The 20,355-nt window shown below is 68.7% G+C and carries 16 protein-coding genes; 9 read left to right on the plus strand and 7 right to left on the minus strand.

Translation table 11 applies throughout. The features are described from left to right. Positions 1–25: 25 nt before the first annotated feature. From ctaC to JOD65_RS11205, 5 genes are all read left to right on the plus strand, one after another. Positions 26–937, plus strand: a complete 912-nt coding sequence (gene ctaC, locus JOD65_RS11185; RefSeq protein ID WP_307821095.1) for an aa3-type cytochrome oxidase subunit II — start codon at positions 26–28, stop codon at positions 935–937. Beyond that, on the plus strand, positions 934–2,715 hold the full coding sequence (ctaD, locus tag JOD65_RS11190) for an aa3-type cytochrome oxidase subunit I (RefSeq protein ID WP_307821097.1): 1,782 nt from the start codon (positions 934–936) through the stop codon (positions 2,713–2,715). The genes ctaC and ctaD overlap by 4 nt, the downstream gene beginning before the upstream one ends. Beyond that, complete coding sequence (locus JOD65_RS11195; RefSeq protein ID WP_191196824.1) at positions 2,712–3,110, plus strand: cytochrome c oxidase subunit 4; 399 nt, start codon at positions 2,712–2,714, stop codon at positions 3,108–3,110. The genes ctaD and JOD65_RS11195 overlap by 4 nt, the downstream gene beginning before the upstream one ends. Before the next feature lie 109 nt (positions 3,111–3,219). After that, a complete protein-coding gene (locus tag JOD65_RS11200; protein WP_191196825.1) occupies positions 3,220–4,446 on the plus strand; it encodes a L,D-transpeptidase in 1,227 nt (408 codons plus the stop codon). Between the two features lie 117 nt (positions 4,447–4,563). After that, entirely contained in the window at positions 4,564–5,727 is a 1,164-nt protein-coding gene (locus JOD65_RS11205; protein ID WP_191196826.1) for an RtcB family protein, read from the plus strand. 81 nt (positions 5,728–5,808) lie between these two features. Here the strand turns inward: JOD65_RS11205 and qcrB are convergent, their stop codons facing one another. From qcrB to ctaE, 4 genes are read right to left on the minus strand one after another with little or no spacing between them, the layout of a single operon-like run. Further along, positions 5,809–7,563, minus strand: coding sequence for a cytochrome bc1 complex cytochrome b subunit (qcrB, locus tag JOD65_RS11210; protein WP_191196827.1), 1,755 nt, complete (start codon positions 7,561–7,563; stop codon positions 5,809–5,811). Beyond that, positions 7,560–8,672 carry a cytochrome bc1 complex Rieske iron-sulfur subunit gene (gene qcrA / locus JOD65_RS11215; protein WP_307821100.1) on the minus strand — a complete coding sequence of 371 codons (1,113 nt, stop codon included), beginning with the start codon at positions 8,670–8,672 and terminating at the stop codon, positions 7,560–7,562. Before qcrA ends, qcrB begins: the two co-directional genes overlap by 4 nt. Further along, positions 8,669–9,541, minus strand: coding sequence for a cytochrome bc1 complex diheme cytochrome c subunit (gene qcrC / locus JOD65_RS11220; RefSeq protein ID WP_307821101.1), 873 nt, complete (start codon positions 9,539–9,541; stop codon positions 8,669–8,671). Before qcrC ends, qcrA begins: the two co-directional genes overlap by 4 nt. Before the next feature lie 31 nt (positions 9,542–9,572). Then, on the minus strand, positions 9,573–10,250 hold the full coding sequence (gene ctaE, locus JOD65_RS11225; RefSeq protein WP_443678556.1) for an aa3-type cytochrome oxidase subunit III: 678 nt from the start codon (positions 10,248–10,250) through the stop codon (positions 9,573–9,575). 38 nt (positions 10,251–10,288) lie between these two features. On the opposite strand from ctaE, the gene JOD65_RS11230 reads away from it, so the two are divergent. The 3 genes from JOD65_RS11230 to trpD are packed head-to-tail and all read left to right on the plus strand — an operon-like array spanning position 10,289 to position 12,759. Next, positions 10,289–11,278: a cytochrome c oxidase assembly protein gene (locus tag JOD65_RS11230; RefSeq protein ID WP_307821102.1), complete on the plus strand. Its 990-nt coding sequence runs from the start codon at positions 10,289–10,291 to the stop codon at positions 11,276–11,278. Next, positions 11,271–11,687, plus strand: coding sequence for an Rv3143 family two-component system response regulator (locus tag JOD65_RS11235; protein WP_397189942.1), 417 nt, complete (start codon positions 11,271–11,273; stop codon positions 11,685–11,687). Before JOD65_RS11230 ends, JOD65_RS11235 begins: the two co-directional genes overlap by 8 nt. A 43-nt stretch (positions 11,688–11,730) precedes the next feature. Then, positions 11,731–12,759, plus strand: a complete 1,029-nt coding sequence (gene trpD / locus JOD65_RS11240; protein ID WP_191196832.1) for an anthranilate phosphoribosyltransferase — start codon at positions 11,731–11,733, stop codon at positions 12,757–12,759. A gap of 1 nt (position 12,760) precedes the next feature. Here trpD and JOD65_RS11245 read toward each other — a convergent pair whose 3' ends face one another. After that, the gene (locus tag JOD65_RS11245; RefSeq protein WP_191196833.1) at positions 12,761–13,384 is read right to left on the minus strand and encodes a YgjV family protein; all 624 of its coding nucleotides are present in this window, start codon (positions 13,382–13,384) and stop codon (positions 12,761–12,763) included. Between the two features lie 41 nt (positions 13,385–13,425). After that, on the minus strand, positions 13,426–17,979 hold the full coding sequence (locus JOD65_RS24015; protein WP_191196834.1) for an Ig-like domain repeat protein: 4,554 nt from the start codon (positions 17,977–17,979) through the stop codon (positions 13,426–13,428). 221 nt (positions 17,980–18,200) lie between these two features. Between JOD65_RS24015 and JOD65_RS11255 the strand changes: the two genes are divergently transcribed. Beyond that, positions 18,201–18,479, plus strand: a complete 279-nt coding sequence (locus tag JOD65_RS11255; protein WP_129457122.1) for an Lrp/AsnC family transcriptional regulator — start codon at positions 18,201–18,203, stop codon at positions 18,477–18,479. 41 nt (positions 18,480–18,520) lie between these two features. Here the strand turns inward: JOD65_RS11255 and JOD65_RS11260 are convergent, their stop codons facing one another. After that, positions 18,521–20,311 carry a DEDD exonuclease domain-containing protein gene (locus JOD65_RS11260; RefSeq protein WP_191196835.1) on the minus strand — a complete coding sequence of 597 codons (1,791 nt, stop codon included), beginning with the start codon at positions 20,309–20,311 and terminating at the stop codon, positions 18,521–18,523. Between the last annotated feature and the right edge of the window lie 44 nt (positions 20,312–20,355).

Below are 20,355 nucleotides of genomic sequence, written 5' to 3' on the forward strand. Positions count from 1 at the left end.
GAAGGACCGAGAGAGAGGCTCGTCAGTGGGTCTGCAAGTCCCCAACCTTTCAGGCGCGCCCCTGAAGCGCACCCTGAGGGTCGCGCTGCTGGGCGTGACGATGTTGGTGCTGGCCGGATGTTCCGAGGCCGACACGCACCAGATCCGCAACCTGGCGATGCCCGACCGGGCCACCGCCGAGGGTCCCTACACCTACGAGCTCTGGAAGTGGGCCTGGGTCGCCGCCATGGTGACCGGCGTCATCGTCTGGGGCCTCATCCTCTACGCCGTGGTGAAGTTCCGTCGCCGCAGCCCCGACGAGGTGCCGCGGCAGACGCGCTACAACCTGCCGCTCGAGGTCTTCTACACGATCGCCCCGGTCCTGATGTGCGTCGTGTTCTTCTTCCACACCGTGCGGGTCCAGGACGAGGTGCTCTACCTCGACGCCAACCCCGACATGACCGTGGAGGTGCTCGGCCAGCAGTGGTCGTGGACCTTCAACCACGGTGTCGGCGAGCAGAACCCCTCCGCGACGGCTGAGGACGGCGACTTCGCCTACGAGTCCTACGTCTACGCGTCCGGCACCGGCGCCGACATCCCGACGCTCGTGCTGCCGGTCGACCAGACCATCCAGTTCAACCTCCACTCTCCCGACGTCATCCACGACTTCGGCGTCCCGTCGTTCCTCGTGAAGATGGACGTCATCCCCGGCCGGGTCAACAGGCTCCAGGTCACCCCGACCGTCGAGGGCACCTACGCCGGCAAGTGCTACGAGCTCTGCGGTGTCTCCCACTCGCGGATGCTCTTCAACGTCGAGGTCGTCAGCCAGGAGGAGTACGACGCGTACCTCCTCGAGCTGGCCGACGCCGGCAACACCGCTGAGCAGCCCGTGCTCGGTGGCGACTACGTCCGGGAACAGGCGGGTCTCGACGACGACTCGGAAGGACACAGCGAGTGAGCGCTGCAACCACAGCCACCCCGCACGCCGCGGCACCTCCGCCGGAGCGCAAGAAGCCGCTCGGTGAGCAGGCGGTGCGCATCCTGACCACGACCGATCACAAGCTGATCGGCAAGATGTACCTGATCACCTCGTTCGGGTGGTTCCTCGTCGCCGGCCTGATGGCCATGCTGATCCGTTCCGAGCTCGCCTACCCGGGCCAGCAGATCGTCAACGACCAGCTCTACAACCAGTTGTTCACGATGCACGGCACGATCATGCTGCTGCTGTTCGCGACGCCGCTGTTCTTCGGCTTCGCCAACGTGATCATGCCGCTGCAGATCGGTGCGCCCGATGTGGCGTTCCCGCGCCTCAACATGTTCAGCTACTGGCTGTTCCTGTTCGGTGGCCTCATCGCCGCGTCCGGCTTCCTCACGCCCTCGGGCGCGGCCGACTTCGGCTGGTTCGCCTACACGCCGCTCTCCGACGCCGTACGCAGTCCGGGCGTGGGTGGCGACCTGTGGATCATGGGCCTCTGGATGGCCGGTCTCGGCTCGATCCTCGGTGGCGTCAACTTCATCACCACCATCATCTGCATGCGCGCGCCCGGCATGACGATGTTCCGGATGCCGATCTTCGTGTGGAACACGCTGATCACCAGCATGCTCGTGATCATGGTGTTCCCGATCCTCGCGGGGGCGCTGCTCTCGTTGGAGGCCGACCGGATCCTCGGCGCCCACGTGTTCGACCCGTCGCACGGCGGCCCGATCCTGTGGCAGCACCTGTTCTGGTTCTTCGGCCACCCGGAGGTCTACATCATCGCGTTGCCGTTCTTCGGCATCGTGTCGGAGGTCCTGCCGGTCTTCAGCCGCAAGCCGATCTTCGGCTACGTCGGCCTGGTGGCCGCGACCCTCGGCATCGCGATGCTGTCGGTGGCCGTCTGGGCGCACCACATGTTCGTCACCGGTGCGGTCGACCTGCCGTTCTTCTCCGGCATGACCTTCTTGATCGCGGTCCCCACAGGAGTGAAGTTCTTCAACTGGATCGGCACGATGTGGGGGGGATCTCTGTCCTTCGACACCCCGATGCTGTGGTCGATCGGCTTCCTCGTGACCTTCCTCTTCGGTGGCCTCACCGGTGTCATCCTGGCCAGCCCGCCGCTGGACTTCCACGTGTCCGACTCCTACTTCGTGGTGGCGCACTTCCACTACGTGGTCTTCGGCACCGTCGTCTTCGCGATGTTCGCCGGGTTCTACTTCTGGTGGCCCAAGATGACCGGCCGGATGCTCGACGAGCGCCTGGGCAAGCTCCACTTCTGGATCCTGTTCGTCGGCTTCCACACCACCTTCCTCGTCCAGCACTGGCTGGGCGTCGAGGGCATGCCTCGTCGCTACGCCGACTACCTGCCGCAGGACGGCTTCACCACGCTCAACCAGATCTCCACGGTGGGCTCGTTCCTGCTGGCCGCGTCGACGCTGCCGTTCCTGCTCAACGTCTACCTCTCGGCCAAGGCGCCGAAGGTGGTCGTTGACGACCCGTGGGGCTGGGGCCGCTCGCTCGAGTGGGCGACCAGCTGCCCGCCCCCGCGCCACAACTTCCACACGCTGCCGCGCATCCGCTCCGAGTCGCCCGCCTTCGACCTGCACCACCCGGAGATCGCGCTGCTCGAGCTGGCCGACAACGACGCCGAGCGCGACGGCCAGGTGGCCGACGCACCCGAGGTGCACGGCCGCGAGGAGATGCTGCGCGACCGTGCCGACCTTCCGGTCGACGGCACCGACGAGGAGAGGGACCGATGAAGGCCGAGGCATGGATCTTCGGGATCACCACCGTCTTCGTGGCGGTGGTGGCTCCCGGCTACTGGTTCCTCTCCGGGGACTGGACCGGCACGTCCGCGCTGGTGATGACCGCTCTCCTCACCGCGATGATCACCCTCTACCTCGGGTTCCACGCCTCGCGCATGGACCCGCGGCCGGAGGACCGCAAGGAGGGCGAGATCGCCGACGGGGCAGGCGAGCTGGGCTTCTTCCCGCCCTACTCCTGGTGGCCGCTGTGGTGCGCCCTCGCCCTCGGCTTCATGGTCTACGGCGTCGCGATGTCGGCCTGGTGGCTGGTCATCATCGGCTTCACCGCCGGAGCCGTCACCACGTGTGGCTTCGTCTTCGAGTACTACCGGGGCGAGCACGCCCACTGAGCCGCCCCCCTGAGTGGGAATTCCAGAAGATCCCGTCCGCGACGTACGCTGGACGGGTTCTTCTGTTCCACCGCCCGTCCGGGCGGGCACTCCATGGGGGTCACGTCGCATGCGCACTCGCGCGCTCAGGTCCACGCGTCCCGCGCACCGTCGTACGGCGGCCGCGGCGGCGCTGTTGATGCTCTCCGCCGGCCTCGCCGCGTGCAGCAGCAGCCCGACGTCCGATGACGGCTCCCCGGGCGGTCCCGGCGACACCCCGGGCGCTTCACAGGCCGCCCAGGTCGACCCCGTCCGGCTGACCACCAGCTTCACCGACCCCACGTCGGTGCCGATCGACGCGCCGGTCACCGTGTCGGCCGACGGTGGCGACCTGTCCGACGTACGCGTCACGTCCGCCGCCGGGCCGGTCGAGGGCCGCGTCCAGGGCGGCACCTGGACCTCCACCTCCCTGCTCGAGCCGGGCACCGACTACCGGATCTCCGCCTCGGCGACCCGCTCCGACGGCGAGGCGGTCGAGCGCACCCGTGCCTTCCACACCATCGACCTGACCCTCGACCAGCAGACCTACCCCTCGATCGCCCCGCTCGATGGCGAGACCGTCGGCGTCGGCATGCCCGTCGTGGTCACGTTCGACATCCCGGTCACCGACCGGGCGCTGTTCGAGAAGCACATGAACGTCACCAGCACTCCCGCGCAGAAGGGCTCGTGGTACTGGCTGAGCGACAGCGAGGCGCACTTCCGCCCGGCGCGCTACTGGAAGGCCGGCACCGACGTGTCGGTCGACCTCGACCTCAACAGCCTGCCCGCCGGCAACGGCATCTACGGCCAGGAGGACCGTCAGCTGTCCTTCCACGTCGGCGACGCGCACGTCTACAGGGTCAACGCCCAGACCCACCAGATGCAGGTCTTCAGCAACGGCGACCTGCTGCGCACGCTGCCGATCACCACCGGCAAGCCGGGCTTCACCACCCGTTCCGGGGTGAAGGTGATCATGGAGAAGTTCGAGACCCGCCGGATGAACTCCGAGACGGTCGGCATCAACCGCAACAGCCCCGAGGCCTACGACATCGACGACGTGCGCTGGGCGATGCGGGTCACCTACTCGGGCGAGTTCATCCACGCCGCACCGTGGTCGGCGGGCTCCCAGGGCTATGCCAACGTGTCCCACGGCTGCACGGGCATGTCGACCGCCGACGCCGGCTGGCTCTACGCCATGACCCGGCGCGGCGACGTCGTGGAGTACACCGGCACCGATCGTCAGATGACCCTCGAGAACGGTTACGGCGACTGGAACCTCGCTCCGGCCGCCTGGAAGCAGGGCTCCGCACTCAGCTGACGCACTCTCCGCCGTCGCCCCTACGGCACCGGAATTGGGCGGTGCAAGCCGTTTCCTCGTGCGTAGGGTCCTGGGTCGGCCCGCAACACCGCGGGCCCTCCCAGAGAAGGAAGGACGATGGAGAACCTGACCCCGACGCTCATCAGCTGGGCGTCGATCCTCGAGGACAACACGCGCGCGCAGGCGGAGCAGACCGCCACGATGCCGTTCATCCACCCCCACGTCGCGCTGATGCCGGACGCACACCTTGGTCTGGGTGCCACCGTCGGGTCGGTCATCCCGACCCTCGGTGCGATCATCCCCGCCGCCGTCGGCGTGGACATCGGCTGCGGCATGATCGCCGTGCGCACCCAGTACGCCACCGGCAACCTGCCCAGCGACCGCAAGCCGCTGCGCCAGGCGATCGAGCGGGCCGTCCCGCTCAACGCCGGTGCCGCCAACCGCACGGTCAGCCGCGAGCACACCGAGCAGCGGCTCGAGCAGCTGCGGTCCCTGGCGGCCGAGGCCGGCTTCGACCCGGCGTCGTACGCCAAGCGGTGGGACCTGCAGCTGGGCACCCTCGGGTCGGGCAACCACTTCATCGAGGTCACCGCCGACGAGACCGGGGGAGTGTGGCTGTTCCTCCACTCGGGCTCGCGAGGGGTCGGCAACCGGATCGCGCAGAAGCACATCGCGGTCGCCCGCGAGCTCTGCGCCGGCGAGGACCTGCCGGACCGCGACCTGGCCTACCTCACCGAGGGCACCGAGGAGTTCGACGCCTACATCAGCGAGATGCGGTGGGCGCAGACCTACGCGCTGCTCAACCGTGAGGAGATGATGGACCGGGTCGTGCGCCAGTTCGGGGAGTGGGTCGACGGTGACGTGGAGCGGGTGGAGGAGATCAACTGCCACCACAACTACACCGAGCCCGAGCACCACTACGGCCGCGACGTGTGGCTGTCCCGCAAGGGCGCGATCAACGCCGAGGCGGGTCGGCCGGGCCTGATCCCGGGGTCGATGGGCACGGCGTCGTACGTCGTCGTCGGGAAGGGCGACCCGGTGTCGCTCAGCTCCGCCCCCCACGGGGCCGGCCGGGAGTACTCCCGGACCCGGGCGCGGAAGACCTTCACCGCCGAGGACCTGCGGGCGGCGATGGCGGGGATCGAGTACCGCGACACCGACGCGTTCATCGACGAGATCCCGGCGGCCTACAAGGACATCGACCAGGTGATGGCCGACGCGGCCGACCTGGTGGAGGTGCGCCACGTGCTGCGGCAGCTGGTCAACGTCAAGGGCGACTGAGCCACGGGCCCAGCCACCGCGGACGAGCAGAGGGCCCGCCGGGAGTCATCCCGGCGGGCCCTCGTGCACGTCGTACGACGATCAGTGGTCGCGCAGCGGCACGTCGTCGGTGTCGCGCAGGCGGTGGTCGTCGAACTGGTGACCGTCGACCGGGTGGTCGAGGCCCGCCTGGAGCTCGGCCTCGTGCTCGGCGTGGTGGTGCGCCTCCTCGAGCTCGGCCCGCGTGGGCTTCTGCACGTTGTGGCTGTACATCCACGACGAGAGCTTGGCCCGCAGCTTCTCCGAGCGCGAGTTGGGCGCAGCCACACCGGAGGCGTCGGTGTCGCCCCCGACCGTGTGGACCTCGTCGCGGTCGCGCGCGGTGAGGGTGTAGGCGGACGTCTCGTTGATCGGCAGGTGCCGCTCGGCGTACTGCCCCTCGGGGGAGCGGGTGATGATGCCCGTCTCGTAGCCGTGCAGCAGCTTCTCGTTGTCGTGACGCTGCAGCGAGATGCACCAGCGGCGCGTGATCCAGAACGCCAGGAGCGGACCGAGGAAGATCGCGACCCGCATGAAGTAGGTGATCTGGTTGATGCTGAGGTGCAGCTTGATGGCGATGATGTCGTTGCCGCCCGCGGCCCAGGCGAGACCGTAGAAGGTCATCAGGGACACCATGACCGCCGTGCGCGTCGGCGCGTTGCGCGGACGCTGGAGCAGGTGGTGGTCGCGCTTGTCACCCGTGATCCAGCCCTCGATGAACGGCAGGAGCATCAGGATGACCAGCATCATCGGGGGCACGATGAGGATCGGCAGCATCACGTTCCACGAGATCGTGTAGCCGAAGATCACCGACTCCCAGCCGGTCGGGATGATGCGCAGGAGGCCGTCGGGCCAGCCCATGTACCAGTCGGGCTGCGAGCCGGCCGTCACCTTGGTCGGGTCGTAGGGGCCGAACTTCCACACCGGGTTGATCGACAACAGCCCGCCCATGATGGCGATGACGCCGAAGACCATGAAGAAGAAGCCACCGGCCTTGGCGGCGTACACCGGGAGCATCGGGAAGCCGACGACGTTCTGCTCCGTGCGGCCGGGGCCGGGCCACTGCGTGTGCTTGTGGTAGACGAGCAGCAGCATGTGGGCGGCGATCAGCGCGAGCAGGATGCCCGGGATCAGCAGCACGTGGATGATGTAGAGGCGCGGGATGATCGACTCGCCGGGGAACTCGCCGCCGAAGAGCAGGAACGACATGTAGCTGCCGGCGACCGGGGTCGCCTTGAGGAACCCGTCAGCCGCGCGGACGCCGGTGCCCGAGAGCAGGTCGTCGGGGAGCGAGTAGCCGGTGAAGCCCTCGAGGGTGCCGAGCAGCAGCAGGAGGCAGCCGATCACCCAGTTGAGCTCGCGCGGCTTGCGGTAGGCGCCGGTGAAGGCGACACGGAGCAGGTGGACCATCATCGCGGCGATGAAGATCGCCGCCGCCCAGTGGTGCATCTGGCGCATCAGCAGGCCGCCGCGCACGTCGAAGGAGATGTGCAGGGTCGAGGCCATCGACTCCGACATCCCGACGCCGCGCAGCTGGTCGTAGGAGCCCTCGTAGGTGATGTGACCCATCGAGGGGTTGAACCACAGGGTCAGGAAGACGCCCGTGAGCAGCAGGACCACGAAGCTCCACAGGGCGATCTCGCCCAGCATGAACGACCAGTGGTCGGGGAAGACCTTGCGCAGGTTCTTCTTCATCGCGGTCGCCAGGCCGAGGCGGTCGTCGGCCCACGAGGCCAGCGAGCCGGCCGGGCCGGGCTTCGACGCGGTTGCGGCGTTGGTGCGGTTGCTCGTCGCGACCTTGCTGGTGTCGACGCTCACAACTTCTCACGCTCCCAAAAACTGGCCCCGATGGGCTCGTTGAAGTCGCTCTGGGCGACCAGGTATCCCTCGTCATCCACCGCGATGGGCAGCTGGGGGAGGGGGCGGGCAGCCGGACCGAAGATGACCTTCGCGTGGTCCGCGAGGTCGAAGGTCGACTGGTGGCACGGGCACAGCACGTGGTGGGTGGTGCGCTCGTAGAGGGAGATCGGGCAGCCTACGTGGGTGCAGATCTTGGAGTAGGAGATGATGCCGTCGACGGTCCACTTCTCGCGGCCCGGGAGCGGGGTGATGTCGTCGGGATCCATCCGGACGACGATGATGGCGCCCTTGGCCTTCTCGGCCTGCTCCTCGGCGCCGTGGAGCTCGGGGTAGCCGTTCTCCTCGGTCGGGAACATGGCCTCGGGGGCGGCGTTGATCAGGTCGCCCATCTCGACCTCGCTGGCGAGGATCGGGGTGCCGACGACGTCGCGCACCAGGCGCATGCCCGGCTCCCAGATGGTCTGCCCGAGCTTGTCGACGTCGAGGGCGTCGCCGGGGGCCAGGTCGCGCAGCAGCACGATCGTGGGCAGGCCGAGCACGCCGATCGCGCCGAGCATGGTGTTGCGCACCAGCGGGCGGCGGCCGATGCCGGCCTCCGCGAGACCGTCGTTGAGGGCCTGGACGGTGGCGTCGCGATCCTCCTGCGGTGACGCGGCCGGGTGGCGCATCTCGACCATCTCGTGGTCGGCCATCAGCTTGCGGGCCAGGTGGATGATGCCGGTGCCGATCAGCAGCAGGCTCACGCCGAGGGTCAGGCCCAGGGTGATCGTCGACGCGCCGAGTCCGGCGAAGGTGTCCCAGTTGTCGCCGACCTCGAAGGAGAAGTAGGCGACCACGAACAGGACGGCGCTGATCATGGCGGCGATGAACATGGCCGCGATCTGGCGCTCGGCACGCTTCTCGGCCTTGGGGTCGACGTCGGTGGGGCGCCACGTGTGGGCCGGCAGGCCGGGGTCGGAGATCGGCTCGGCGTCGCGGTGCGTAGGCACGTGCGTGTCGTACGGCACAGGTGTGCCGTCGGGCGCGTTGACGGGGTGCTCCGTCGTCGAGGAGTTGTCGTTGCTCACGCGTTCACCTTGCTCTTCTTCGTGCGGGTCGTGTGCGAGGCGATCCAGACGGCCGCGCCCACCAGTCCCCCGATGCCGATCACCCAGGCGAAGAGGCCCTCGGAGACCGGGCCCAGTCCACCCAGCGTGAAGCCGGCGTACTCGGGGGTCTCCTCGAGGCTACCGAGGTAGGCGATGACGTCCCGCTTCTCCTCGGGGGAGAGGTTCCCGTTGCTGAAGTTGGGCATCTGCTGGGGGCCGGTGAGCATCGCCTCGAAGATGTACTTGGGCTCGACGCCGTGGAGCGTGGGGGCGTAGCCACCACGGGGCATCGCGCCGCCGGCGCCGTTGAAGTTGTGGCACGCGGTGCAGTTGGTGAGGAAGATCTGGCCGCCGCGGGAGATCGCCTCCTGGCGCTCCTCCTCCGACAGCTCGTCGATCGAGTAGTCGGCCTCGTTGGGGATGGCCGGGCCGGGGCCGAGCGAGGCGACGTAGGCGGCGAGGGCGGCGACCTCGTCGTCGTCGAACACGACCGGCTTGCGCGGCGCCTGCTGGCCCGGGCTCGCCATCGGCATGCGGCCGGTGCCGACCTGGAAGTCGACGGCAGCCGCGCCCACGCCCACGAGCGAGGGGCCGAGCTGGTAGCCGTCGCGGACGGTGGCCACGCCCTCGCCGTTCTGGCCGTGGCAGAACGAGCAGCTGGCGAGGAAGAGCTCCTTGCCCTTCGCGACCTGCTCGGTCTCGCTCGCCTGCGAGTCAGCCTGGGCGGGGGAGAGGACCGTGTAGAGGGAGCCGCTGATCAACAGTCCCAGCAGCAGCACGGCGAGACCCGCAAGCGGTCCCCGACGGTGCCGGGAGAGGCGTCCAGCGGTTCGGTTGAGCAAACGCACGATGAAGTCCTTGCCGGTTGCGGTTCGGTGCTTACTGGATGACGTAGATCGTGAAGAACAGGCCGATCCAGACCACATCGACGAAGTGCCAGTAGTAGGACACGACGATCGCGGTGACGGCTTGCTCGTGGGTGAAGCGTCGGGCCAGGTAGGTGCGGCCCAGGACGAACAGGAAGGCGATCAGTCCGCCGGCCACGTGGATGCCGTGGAAACCGGTGGTCAGGTAGAACATCGAGCCGTAGGCGGAGCTCGGGATGGTCACGCCGTGCTCGATCAGCTCGGCGTACTCCAGGGCCTGGCCGCCGATGAACACGGCGCCCATGACGTAGGTGAGGATGAACCACTCGCGCAGGCCCCACTTGGTGAAGTTGAGCAGGCCGCCGGTGCGCCCGACCTGGCCCCGCTCGGCGGCGAAGACGCCCCACTGGCAGGCGAAGGACGACGCCACCAGGATCGCGGTGTTGGCGGTGGAGAACGGGACGTTGAGCTTGTCGGTCTCCTGCGCCCACAGCTCGGGGCTCACCGCCCGGATGGTGAAGTAGGACGCGAACAGCGCCGCGAAGAACATCAGCTCGCTCGAGAGCCAGATGATCGTGCCCACGCTGACCATGCTGGGTCGGTCGTGGTGCCCGTGCAGACGGGAGGCCGGAATCGTCGCAGTTGCTGTCGCCACGGAGACATTATGGCCGTTGGCGGGGACAAGGGGCACCCCGACCCCCTGTGTTGTCCCGTCATAAAGTTCACAGCGTGCTCACCGCCCTCCTCGCCCTCTCCGCGGACGCCGCCGAGGTCCTCCCGAGATTCACGCTCGGCCGTGCGCTCACGGGCTGGGGGATCGACCCGATCCCCTTCGTGGTGACCGTCTGGGCGGTCGGGCTGTACAGCCTCGGGGTGGCCGTCCTGCACCGCCGCGGCGACCGCTGGCCCATCGGTCGGACGCTGTCGTTCGTGGTGCTGGGGATGGGCTCGTTCGCCGTCGCCACCATGTCGGGACTGGGCATCTACGACACCACGCTGCTGAGCGTCCACATGGTCCAGCACATGGTGCTGTCGATGATCGTGCCGCTCGCCCTGGCGCTCGGTGCACCGGTCACGCTCGCCCTGCGCACGCTGCCGCCGACGCCGCGGCGGTGGCTGCTGGTGGTGCTCCACTCCCGGGTGGCCAAGGTGCTGTCCTTCCCGCCGCTGGCGTTCGTGCTCTACGTGGCCTCGCCGTGGGCGCTCTACTTCAGCCCCTGGTACGACGCCAGCCTCAGCTCGTCGTTCGTCCACCAGATGATGCACATCCACCTGGTCCTGGTCGGGACGCTGTTCTTCTGGCCGCTGATGGGCATCGACCCGGTGCCCGGCCGGGTCGGCTACCCGTTCCGCGTCCTCCTCGTGATCATGACGCTGCCGTTCCACGCGTTCCTGGGCGTCACGATCATGGGCCAGACGACGCTCATCGGCGAGGAGCACTACCAGGAGCTGCGGGAGGGACCGATGGGCGCCTGGCTGCCGCCGATGCTCGAGGACCAGCACCTCGCCGGTGGGATCCTCTGGGCCAGCGGCGACCTCATCGGCCTCCTGTTCTTCGGCGTCCTCTTCGTCCAGTGGGTGCGCTCGTCGATGAAGGAAGCGACCCGGGAGGACCGGCGACTCGACCTCGCGGAGCGGCGTACGCGATCGGCCGGTGCTGTGACGCATGCCTCGGCACGCGGCGCCGGTGACGACGGTTACGATGCCTCTCGTGACTGATGCCGCCGCAGACCGCGCCCTGAAGGTCCTCGTCTACAGCGACGACGTGAACACCCGCCAGCAGGTCATCCTCGCGCTCGGGCGCCGTCCGCACCCCGACCTCCCCGAGCTCGAGTACGTCGAGGTGGCCACCGAGCCGGTCGTCCTGCAGAACATGGACCGCGGCGACATCGCCCTCGCCATCCTCGACGGCGAGGCCGTCCCCGCCGGCGGCATGGGCATCGCCAAGCAGCTCAAGGACGAGATCTACGAGTGCCCGCCCGTCGTGGTGCTGACCGGCCGGCCGCAGGACGCCTGGCTCGCGACCTGGTCGCGCGCCGAGGCCGCCGTCCCGCACCCGATCGACCCGATCCAGCTCGCGGAGGCTGTCATCGGCCTGCTCCGGCCGTCGGTCCCGGCCACCTCCTGACACCCTTCGGGCGTGGGGCGGCCGCGCCACTAGCCTGATGCCCATGTCCCACACCTGGCCCGACGTCCTCTCCACGCTGGTCGCCGGTGACGACCTGACGACCGAGCAGGCGCGATGGGCCATGGACGAGGTCTTCGCCGGCGCGGCGACGCCCGTCCAGCTGACCGGACTCGTCGTGGCGCTCCGCGCCAAGGGCGAGACGGTGGACGAGGTCACCGGCATCGCCGACGCGATGCTCGCCGCGGCCAACCCGATCTCGGTGCCCGGCCGGCTGCTCGACGTCGTCGGCACGGGCGGTGACCGGTCGATGTCGGTCAACATCTCCACGATGTCCGCGATCGTCGCCGCCGGCGCCGGCGCGCGCGTGGTCAAGCACGGCAACCGCTCGGCCTCGTCGAAGTCCGGCTCCGCCGACGTGCTCGAGGCGCTCGGCATCCGTCTGGACCTGCCGCCGTCGCGCGTCGCCGAGGTGGCGGACGAGGCCGGCATCACCTTCTGCTTCTCCGCCGCGTTCCATCCTGCGATGCGCCACGCGGCCGTGCCGCGGCGTGAGCTCGGCATCGCCACGACGTTCAACATCCTCGGTCCGTTGACCAACCCGGCTCGGCCACAGGCGCAGGCCATCGGGTGCGCCGACCCCCGGATGGCGCCGGTCATGGCGGGCGTGCTGGCCGGCCGGGGGGTCGACGCGTGGGTCTTCCGCGGCGACGACGGCCTCGACGAGCTGACGACCACCACCACGTCGACCCTCTGGCGCGTCCGCGAGGGCGAGGTCACCGAGTCGTCGGTCGACCCGGCGTCCCTCGGCATCGCCCGGGCGACCACCGAGGACCTCCGTGGCGGCGACGCCGCGCACAACGCCGACGTCGTACGACGTCTCCTGGCGGGGGAGCGGGGCCCGGTCCGGGACGCGGTGCTGCTCAACGCGGGCGCCGCGCTGGCCGTCTACGACTCACCGGAATCCGCCGTCGACTCCGCGCTGGCCGCCGGGGTGACGAGGGCCGCCGACGCGATCGACTCCGGTGCGGCTCAGGCCGCGCTCGAGCGGTGGGTGGCGGCGACCTCCGCCTGAGTCAGAGCTCGAGGACGTAGGACTCGCCCTCACGGCGGAAACCGAGCCGGTCGTAGTAGGCGCCGACCATTCCCGGCGGGGTCACCACGCGGCGGACCCCGCGGTCGGTGAGGAGGCCGCTCTTGCGCCACACGAACTCGCCGGGGGAGAAATCCCGGTATCGCGGCGTGACGTAGTCGAGCAGCACGTCGGCCGTGTCCCCGGTCTCGCGCAGGAGCACGACGCCGACGGTCTCGTCGCCCTTCTGCACGAGAAACGCGTCCTGGTCGTCCGAGGGGTCGTGCACGAACGTCGGGTTGAACTTCAGGATGTCCGCTCCGTGCACACGGAGGGTGTGGCGCAGGTACTCGTCGGCGGGGCCGACCTCGAGCACCTCGAAGGCAGTCTCGTCGTGACGGTCGTGCAGGAGCCGGACGATGAACCAGGCGTTGATGGCGACGAGCACGGTGTTCATGCCGACCATCGGCCAGACCTCGAGCGCGGCGTTGAACACGATCAGGATCACGCACGCGATCGCGTTGAGCACGCGCAGACGGAGGACGCTCGCCTGCAACAGCGAGTAGACGAGCAGGGCGCTCCCGCCCCACCCGAGGACGTCGAGCCAGTGGTCAGCGAGCCAGGTCACGGCGGGAGACTATCCCCCCGCCGTGACCTGGTGCGGACGCGTCACTTCACGACGTAGAGGATGATCCTCTTCGACTTCGCGCCGAACGTCTGGGCGTTGCCGAGGTAGACCACCTGCAGCTTGTGCTTGCCCTTGGGGAGCTTCTTCAGCTTGAGGGTCTTCTTGCCCTTGTGGACCGGCGCCATGGTGAACTGAGCGATCTTCTTGCCCTTGTCGAGGACCTGCACGACGCCGGTGGGCGTGCTGAGTCCAGCGACCGTGACCGTGATGTTCAGCTTGGCCCGCGACCCCACCTTGATGCGGGACGCCTTGAGCGCACCCGCGGTGGTCGACTTCAGCCTGGCGACGGCCACGGCCGCTGCGTTGGCAGAGCCATCGCTGAAGCCCGTCTTGGACGCGAGGACGGTCGCCCCCACGTTCGTTCCGGCGTCATCGGCCGTCAGTCGGTAGGTCGGGTTGGTCGCACCCGGGATGGGGGTGCCGTTGCGCAGCCACTGGTACTTCAGGGTCGGCGACGGCTGCGACCACGTGCCGGACTGCAGGTTGAGGACGCTTCCCGGGGCCGGCGTCCCGGTGATGACCGGCTCGACGGTCGCCTGGAGGGCACCGCCAGCGGTGGCGACGACGGCGTTGCTGACAGCGACGCTGTCCTGGAAGCCGGACTTCTTGCCCGTCGCCCGGAGGCTGATCTCCTTGCCCAGATCGGTGATGGTCATGGTGTAGGTGAGGATCGTGGCGCCGGAGATGGGCGACCCGTTCCGCAGCCACTGGTAGGTGGTCGTCACATCGGGCTGGTTCCACACGGGGCCCTGGCCGACGAGACCGGCGCCGATGCCGGTACCGGACGGTGCAGACACCTGCGGGCCCGCGACGGGGGCGAGGGTCTCCACCCTCACCGGGTTGGACGTGGCCATGCCGTCGGCGTACCCGGAGGCCGAGGCCGTGACGCGGAAGACGATGTCGGTGCCCACGTCGGCAGCCACGGGCGTGTAGTTCGTCGTCGTCTGGTCCGGGATCGGGACACCGTCTCGCAACCAGGCGTAGGTGTAGGACAACGTGCCGTAGGACGTCGGCCATGTTCCCCGGTTTCCGGTGAGCCGGTTGCCGACAGCCACCGGGCTGCCGGTGATCGTGGGCGCCGTCACGTTCGCGATGGCGTCACCCGACGTGGGCGAGATCGGGAGACTCGTGCTGACGCCGTCGATGTAACCGGGAGCCTTGCCGATCGCCTTGACGCTGATCGACTTGCCGAAGTCGGCGTTGACCAGCGTGTACGACGTGCTTGTGGCGCCCGTGATCCCGATCCCGTCGCGCTGCCACTGGTACGTCGTGGTGACGCTGACTCCCCCGGGGGACCAGCCAGGAGCTGACACCGTGAGCGTCTTGCCGAGCCCGGCGCCCTCCGGTGTCTCGATGATCGGCTTGAGGGTGGCCTGCAGCTGACTGTTGACAAGGAAGGACGAGGACGCGGAGCCGATCGCGTTCCCGCTCGCATCCTTGGCCGTGACCGTCCACTGGTAAGTGCCGCTGACCAGGTTGGTCAGGGGTGAGTAGGCGCTGGCCGCCGTCGTGAAGGTCTGAGTGGCGTTATTGGGTGCCGTTAGTGTCACGCCGTAGGAGGCCGCGCCGGCGACCCGGTTCCACTGAAGTACCGTTCCGTTGGGCGGAGTCGAGCCCCCGAGGGCCGGGGCGAGCAGGTTCATCGCGCCGGCCGTGACCCGAAAACGGCCGGACACGGACCAGGGCCCCTTGTTGCCATCGGCATCGGTTCGTCTCACGCGCCACAGGTAGTACTGGTCGGCAACGGGAAGCGTGTCGAGGGGAACATAGGCAGCGTTGCGCCAGCCTGTCGCCGACGCGACCCTGTTCGCCGAGGAGAACGTGGCGTCGTCGTTGGCGTAGATCTCGATGTCGTAGGACCGCGCGAATGACTGCGGCTGCCAGCGGAACGGGACGGTTCCGGCGACGCTGGCGTTGCTGACAGGAGATGTCAGGGACACCTGCGGGCTCTGCTTGACGAGGGTCTGCACGTCAGACCATGCAAGGCCGTTGTCGTCGCTGTCCACAGCCTGCACCCGCCAGTAGAGAGTGCCTTCGGGATAGAGCTTTTCAGGCGAGGTGTAGGTGGCCTGGTCGACCAGAGCGGAGTCCACCAGCGTGCCCGCAAACGAGGAGTCGTCGTCGACCTCGATGCGATATTGCTTGCCTGACTGGTTGGGGATCTCGCCTGTCTGGGCCCAGGGCTGCTCCTGGTTGCTCGCCCAGTAGTCACGCCAGCTGAAGGTGATCTCGGTGCCCGCCGGGCTTGTGTTCGTGAGTCCCTGCACCTGGGGCGATCGCTTCTTGAACGTGCCCTGTGCCACGTCCGTCTGTGACACCGGGTCGGGTCCGCAGTTCAACCTCGTCCGGCACGGCCTGATGTGCCAGTAGTAGGACTGGCCGGCTTGGCTGTCTGGGTAGGTGTGAGCCCGGTTGTCGAGTGCGGGCGCATACATCGAGTTGGTCGTCGCGGGAACGGCGTTGCTCGGCTCGAGCAGGTTGGTGAAGCTGGGATCGCTGGCGACGTACACCATGTAGTACGAGGCGCGTGGGTCCTGCTCCCACTTCAGCACCGGGGTGCTGGGGACCGTGCAGCCACCGGTCGTCGGGGTGCAGGGGTTCTGGGCGCCGGTGTGGTTGTCGTCCAGCTGCTGTCCGCCCTGCGCCAGCGCGTGGCCGCTCGAGGATCGGATCGGCTGAACGGTGAATCGCCCCTCCGTTCCCACTCGGAGGACCCGGTTGTCCTTGTCGTACGCAGTAACCTGCCAGTCGTAGTCGCCTGGCAGGAGCAGGCGGGTCGAGGTGTCGGTCATCGCAGGGTAGGAAACGGCCTGCCCGAAGAGGTCGTCGGTGCCGTGGCCGAACCACACCTGGTTCTGGCCCGCGGCATCACCCACATTCACCGAGTAATGGTGCGCGCCCTCGAGCGGTTCCCACGTCAGTGACGGTGCCGACATGATGTCGGGTGTCGACGATGTCGGCGTCAGCGGCGTCAGCGGCGTCAGCGCGAGCGGCGCCGGGGCTGGACTGGTGGGAAGGTTCCCCGAGAGCCGGAACTGGTTCTGATATGTGACCGATGTGCTTCGGTCCGCGCCGATCGCGGTGATCTGCCACGTGTAGGGACCGTCTGCCGGATCGAGCGAGTCCTCGCCGCTCGGCGTGTACGACGTGGCGGCGGTCTCGGCTTCGCTCACCTTGGTTCCACCAGCGCTGAAGATGCGGATCTTGTACGACTCGGCGCCCGTGGCCGTGTCCCAGGACAGCGTGGGCACGTCGACGGTCACGCCCCCGCGGGGGGCCATGTTGGTCACGCTCAACGGCATGTACCGGAAGGCTTGGGTCTCGGAAAACAGTCCTTGCACGCCCGGGATGTCTCCACCCTTGGTGAACGGGCGGTCGAGCGGACGAACACGCCAGTAGTTCACCTGACCGGCCTGCGGCTTGCAGTCCTCGTTGTTCCTAGGCGGCGCCAGGATGCCCGTGGTGTTCACAGCGAACATGCCAGGGGCGAACGTGGTGCCCGCCGTGCGGCAACTCGCGAAGGTGCCCACAGTGAAGTTGGCCTGGGTGCCGACCTGGATCTCGTACTCCGAGGCGTGCGGGACCGGCGTCCACTGGAAGTACAGGGGTGACGGCACGTCTTCGATGCCGGCGTCCGCCGGGAACACCGCCATCGGGCGGTGCGGCCAGTTGCGGGTGAAGCTGAAGCGGGCTTGGGTCCAGGGCGTCGCCTGGCCGGACATGTCGATCGCGCGTACTTGCCAGAAGTAGCTCGCGTTGTCATAGGTCACGTCGGGGGAGTACCGCGTGCCGAGGATGCCCTCCTGGCTGTCGATGAGGGCGGCCCCCTGGCTGAAGCCCGCTTCGGTCGAGACCTGCACGTCGTAGGACGCGGCGCCGGGCACAGGGTTCCAGTCCAGTACTACGTCCTGGAGCGTCTGGGTGGAGTCGTCCGGTGGGGAGGTGATGACGGGAACTCCGAGCGGTGACACGACGAAGCGCTGCTCCTCGCTCGCAAGCGAGTTGAGGCCCGCGCCTTTGGTGGCGGTGACGCGCCAGAACCAGTCGCCCTCCACGAGGTTGATCGGGACGACGAGTGACGTGCTCGCTGTCGTGTAGGTCGAGGCGCCGACGAAGTCGGCGTCCCCGTCGACCTCGACCTTGTACGAGGTTGCCCCAGCGGAAGGGGACCAGGTCAACAGCGGTGGGTTGGTCGGCTGGGCCAGTACCGCGTTGGACGCCGGGGAGATCGGCACTGGTGCCGCGAGCCGGGAGCTCGAGAAGCCGCTCGTGGCTGTTGGCCCCGGTTCACTGCCGGTGAACGCCGTGACCGACCAGTCGATGTTGCCCTCGGGCAGCGCCTGCGGGGGCACGAAGGAGTTGTTGACGGTGTTCGTCGTGGTGCCGTTGACCACGACCGAGTAGCGCGTCGCGCTGGGCACGTGCTCCCAGGACAGGATGGTGGTGGTGCTGTCCGGCTGGTTCGCCGCGAGGCCCGTGGGCATGTCCGGGGGCACGGCGGACGCGGGAGCCATGACGCCGAACGTCGCGGCCACCAGCCCTAGCGTCAGTGCGGCGGCAACCCGCAGTCGAAAGGCGGTGCGGTGCGTGGATCGTGACATCCCGGAAGGTCCCCTCGTCGGGCAGTGGCAGACCGCCACACGCTAGGTCTGAGCGAGGCGACGCGGAGGAGAAATGGCACATCCATAGTCACAAAGGACTAGTGGGTCCGACCGATCGGTGATCCTGGCCGAATCGGCAGCGATACCGTGGCCCCATGATCACTGCCATCGTCTTCGTGAAGGCCGACGTCGCGCGCATCCCCGAGGTCGCGGAGGCGATCGCGTCGCTCGACGGGGTGAGCGAGGTCTACTCGGTGACAGGACAGATCGACCTGATCGCCCTGGTGCGGGTGCGCGAGCACGAGGACGTCGCCTCGGTCGTTGCCGACCGGCTCAACAAGGTCGAGGGCGTCACCGAGACCGAGACGCACATCGCCTTCCGCACCTACTCCAAGCACGACCTCGAGTCGGCGTTCAGCATCGGCCTCGACTGAGGTCTCGTGACGGGCGCTGGGCGCCCTCCTCGACCGTCGGGCTATCGGACTGGCCGGTGAACCGGCGCCGGCAGCCGCTGCTCGTCGAACGGCACGAGCGAGAGCCGGGACTGGTTGGCCGCGTCGTAGACAGCGAGGTGGCGGGCTGCGCCGCCCAGGGGACAGACCCACTCGCCGTCGACGTCGACGAGGCGCACCCCCGGTGACTCCAGCCAGCGCAGGATCTTCTCCGACTCCTCGGCTGTCGCTGCAGGCACCGGGCCGGGCGCCCCGCTGACGGTCTCCGCGCTCGCGGTGAGCTCGCGGACGTACTGGTGGGCGTCGGCACCGGGCGGGATCACTCCGGCCGCGGCGAGCCGCCCGTGGCGAATGACGTGCACCGACCAGCGGCCGCTGTCCTCCCGTCTGGCGGCGACGATCTCCGGGCAACGGGTCAGAGCCGAGAGCCGTTGGGTGCGGGCGGCGGCACGGACGAAGGTGGCCAGACGGTCACGGTGGATCCCGGCCTCCTCGAAGCGTTCGTGATCAGCCAGAGCGGTCATGCGCTGGTTGATCGCCTCGACGACCTCATGGGGGTTGCGCAGCAGCGTGTCGCGCAGCTGACGGACGATCGCTGCGTAGGTCGAGGCGTCGGTGGAGCCGTCGCAGGGAGACAGGCACCGTCCCATCTCGGCAAGGACGCAGGCCGACCGGGAAGGGGTCAGCGGAAGTCGTCCGCTGCACTGCCGGACGGGAAAGGTCTCGTGGAGGGCGGCCAGGCACTTCTCGGCCGTCTTCTTGGAGGAGAACGGACCGAGGTAGTCGGCGTCGTCGTCGAGCACCTTGCGCACGAGGGAGAGGCGCGGCCAGGCCTCGCGGGTGAGCTTGAGGAAGTGGACCTTCTCGGGGAAGCGAGAACGGCGGTTGTACTTCGGCTTGTGCTCGGCGATCAACCGCAGCTCCCGCACCTCGGCCTCGAGAGGCGTCGCGCACTCGATGCCCGTCACGGACTCGGCGAGACCGACCATCTCGCCGATCCGGGTCCGGGTCTCCGAGGACGTGAAGTAGGTGCGCACGCGAGTGCGGAGGTCCTTGGAGGTCCCCACGTAGAGGACGCGCGCCCGGTCGTCGCGGAAGAGGTAGACCCCGGGTGAGTGGGGCAGCCCCTCGGCGAGGTGGCGCTTGCGGCGCTGGGCGGTGCTGACCCGGGCCGAGAACGTCTGGAGCTCCTCGAGGGTGTGGACGCCGAGGCTGCCGAGCCGTTCCATCAGGCCGTGCAGGACGTCCACCGTGGCTCGGGCGTCCGAGAGCGCACGGTGGTTGGGCGTCGTGGTCGAGCCGAACACCTTGGCCAGCGACGACAGCTTGCAGTTGGGGGCGTCGTCGCGGGTGATGACGCGCCGCGCGAGCTTTGCCGTGTCGAGCACCTCGAACTTCGGCCACGGGCGTCCCTGCTCACGTGCGAAGTGCTGGAGGAACCCGACGTCGAACGGTGCGTTGTGCGCGACGAGGACGCACCCGGCCGCGAAGTCCAGGAACGCGGGCAACGCCGCCTCGATCGGTGGGGCGTCGCGGACCATCGAGTTGCTGATGCCGGTGAGCACCGCGATGAACGCCGGGATCTCCGTGTGTGGGTTGACCAGCGTCTGGAACTCACCGAGCACCTCGCCGCCCCGTACCTTCACCGCGCCGATCTCCGTGATCATCGACCCGGCCGCCGCGGAACCACCCGTCGTCTCGAGGTCGACCACGCAGAAGGTCATGTCTCGCAGCGGCCGCCCCAGCTCGTCGAAGCTGCGCTGCGCCTCCCAGCGGGACTTCTCCCGCGTCGGACGGTGGGCGGTGGTGCTCATGTCCGACGACGCTAGACGTGGGATCCGACATCGGGGCCGCGGCG

Origin of the sequence: Nocardioides cavernae, assembly GCF_016907475.1 — a bacterium.
Taxonomy (GTDB): Bacteria; Actinomycetota; Actinomycetes; order Propionibacteriales; family Nocardioidaceae; genus Nocardioides; species Nocardioides cavernae.

Bases quoted from the DNA above. Each gene is read 5' to 3' on its own strand.
- JOD65_RS11195 (WP_191196824.1), top strand. From the start codon at position 2,712: ATGAAGGCCGAGGCATGGATCTTCGGGATCACCACCGTCTTCGTGGCG.
- JOD65_RS11255 (WP_129457122.1), top strand. From the start codon at position 18,201: ATGATCACTGCCATCGTCTTCGTGAAGGCCGACGTCGCGCGCATCCCC.
- JOD65_RS11200 (WP_191196825.1), top strand. From the start codon at position 3,220: ATGCGCACTCGCGCGCTCAGGTCCACGCGTCCCGCGCACCGTCGTACG.
- JOD65_RS11205 (WP_191196826.1), top strand. From the start codon at position 4,564: ATGGAGAACCTGACCCCGACGCTCATCAGCTGGGCGTCGATCCTCGAG.
- JOD65_RS11260 (WP_191196835.1), bottom strand. From the start codon at position 20,311: ATGAGCACCACCGCCCACCGTCCGACGCGGGAGAAGTCCCGCTGGGAG.
- trpD (WP_191196832.1), top strand. From the start codon at position 11,731: ATGTCCCACACCTGGCCCGACGTCCTCTCCACGCTGGTCGCCGGTGAC.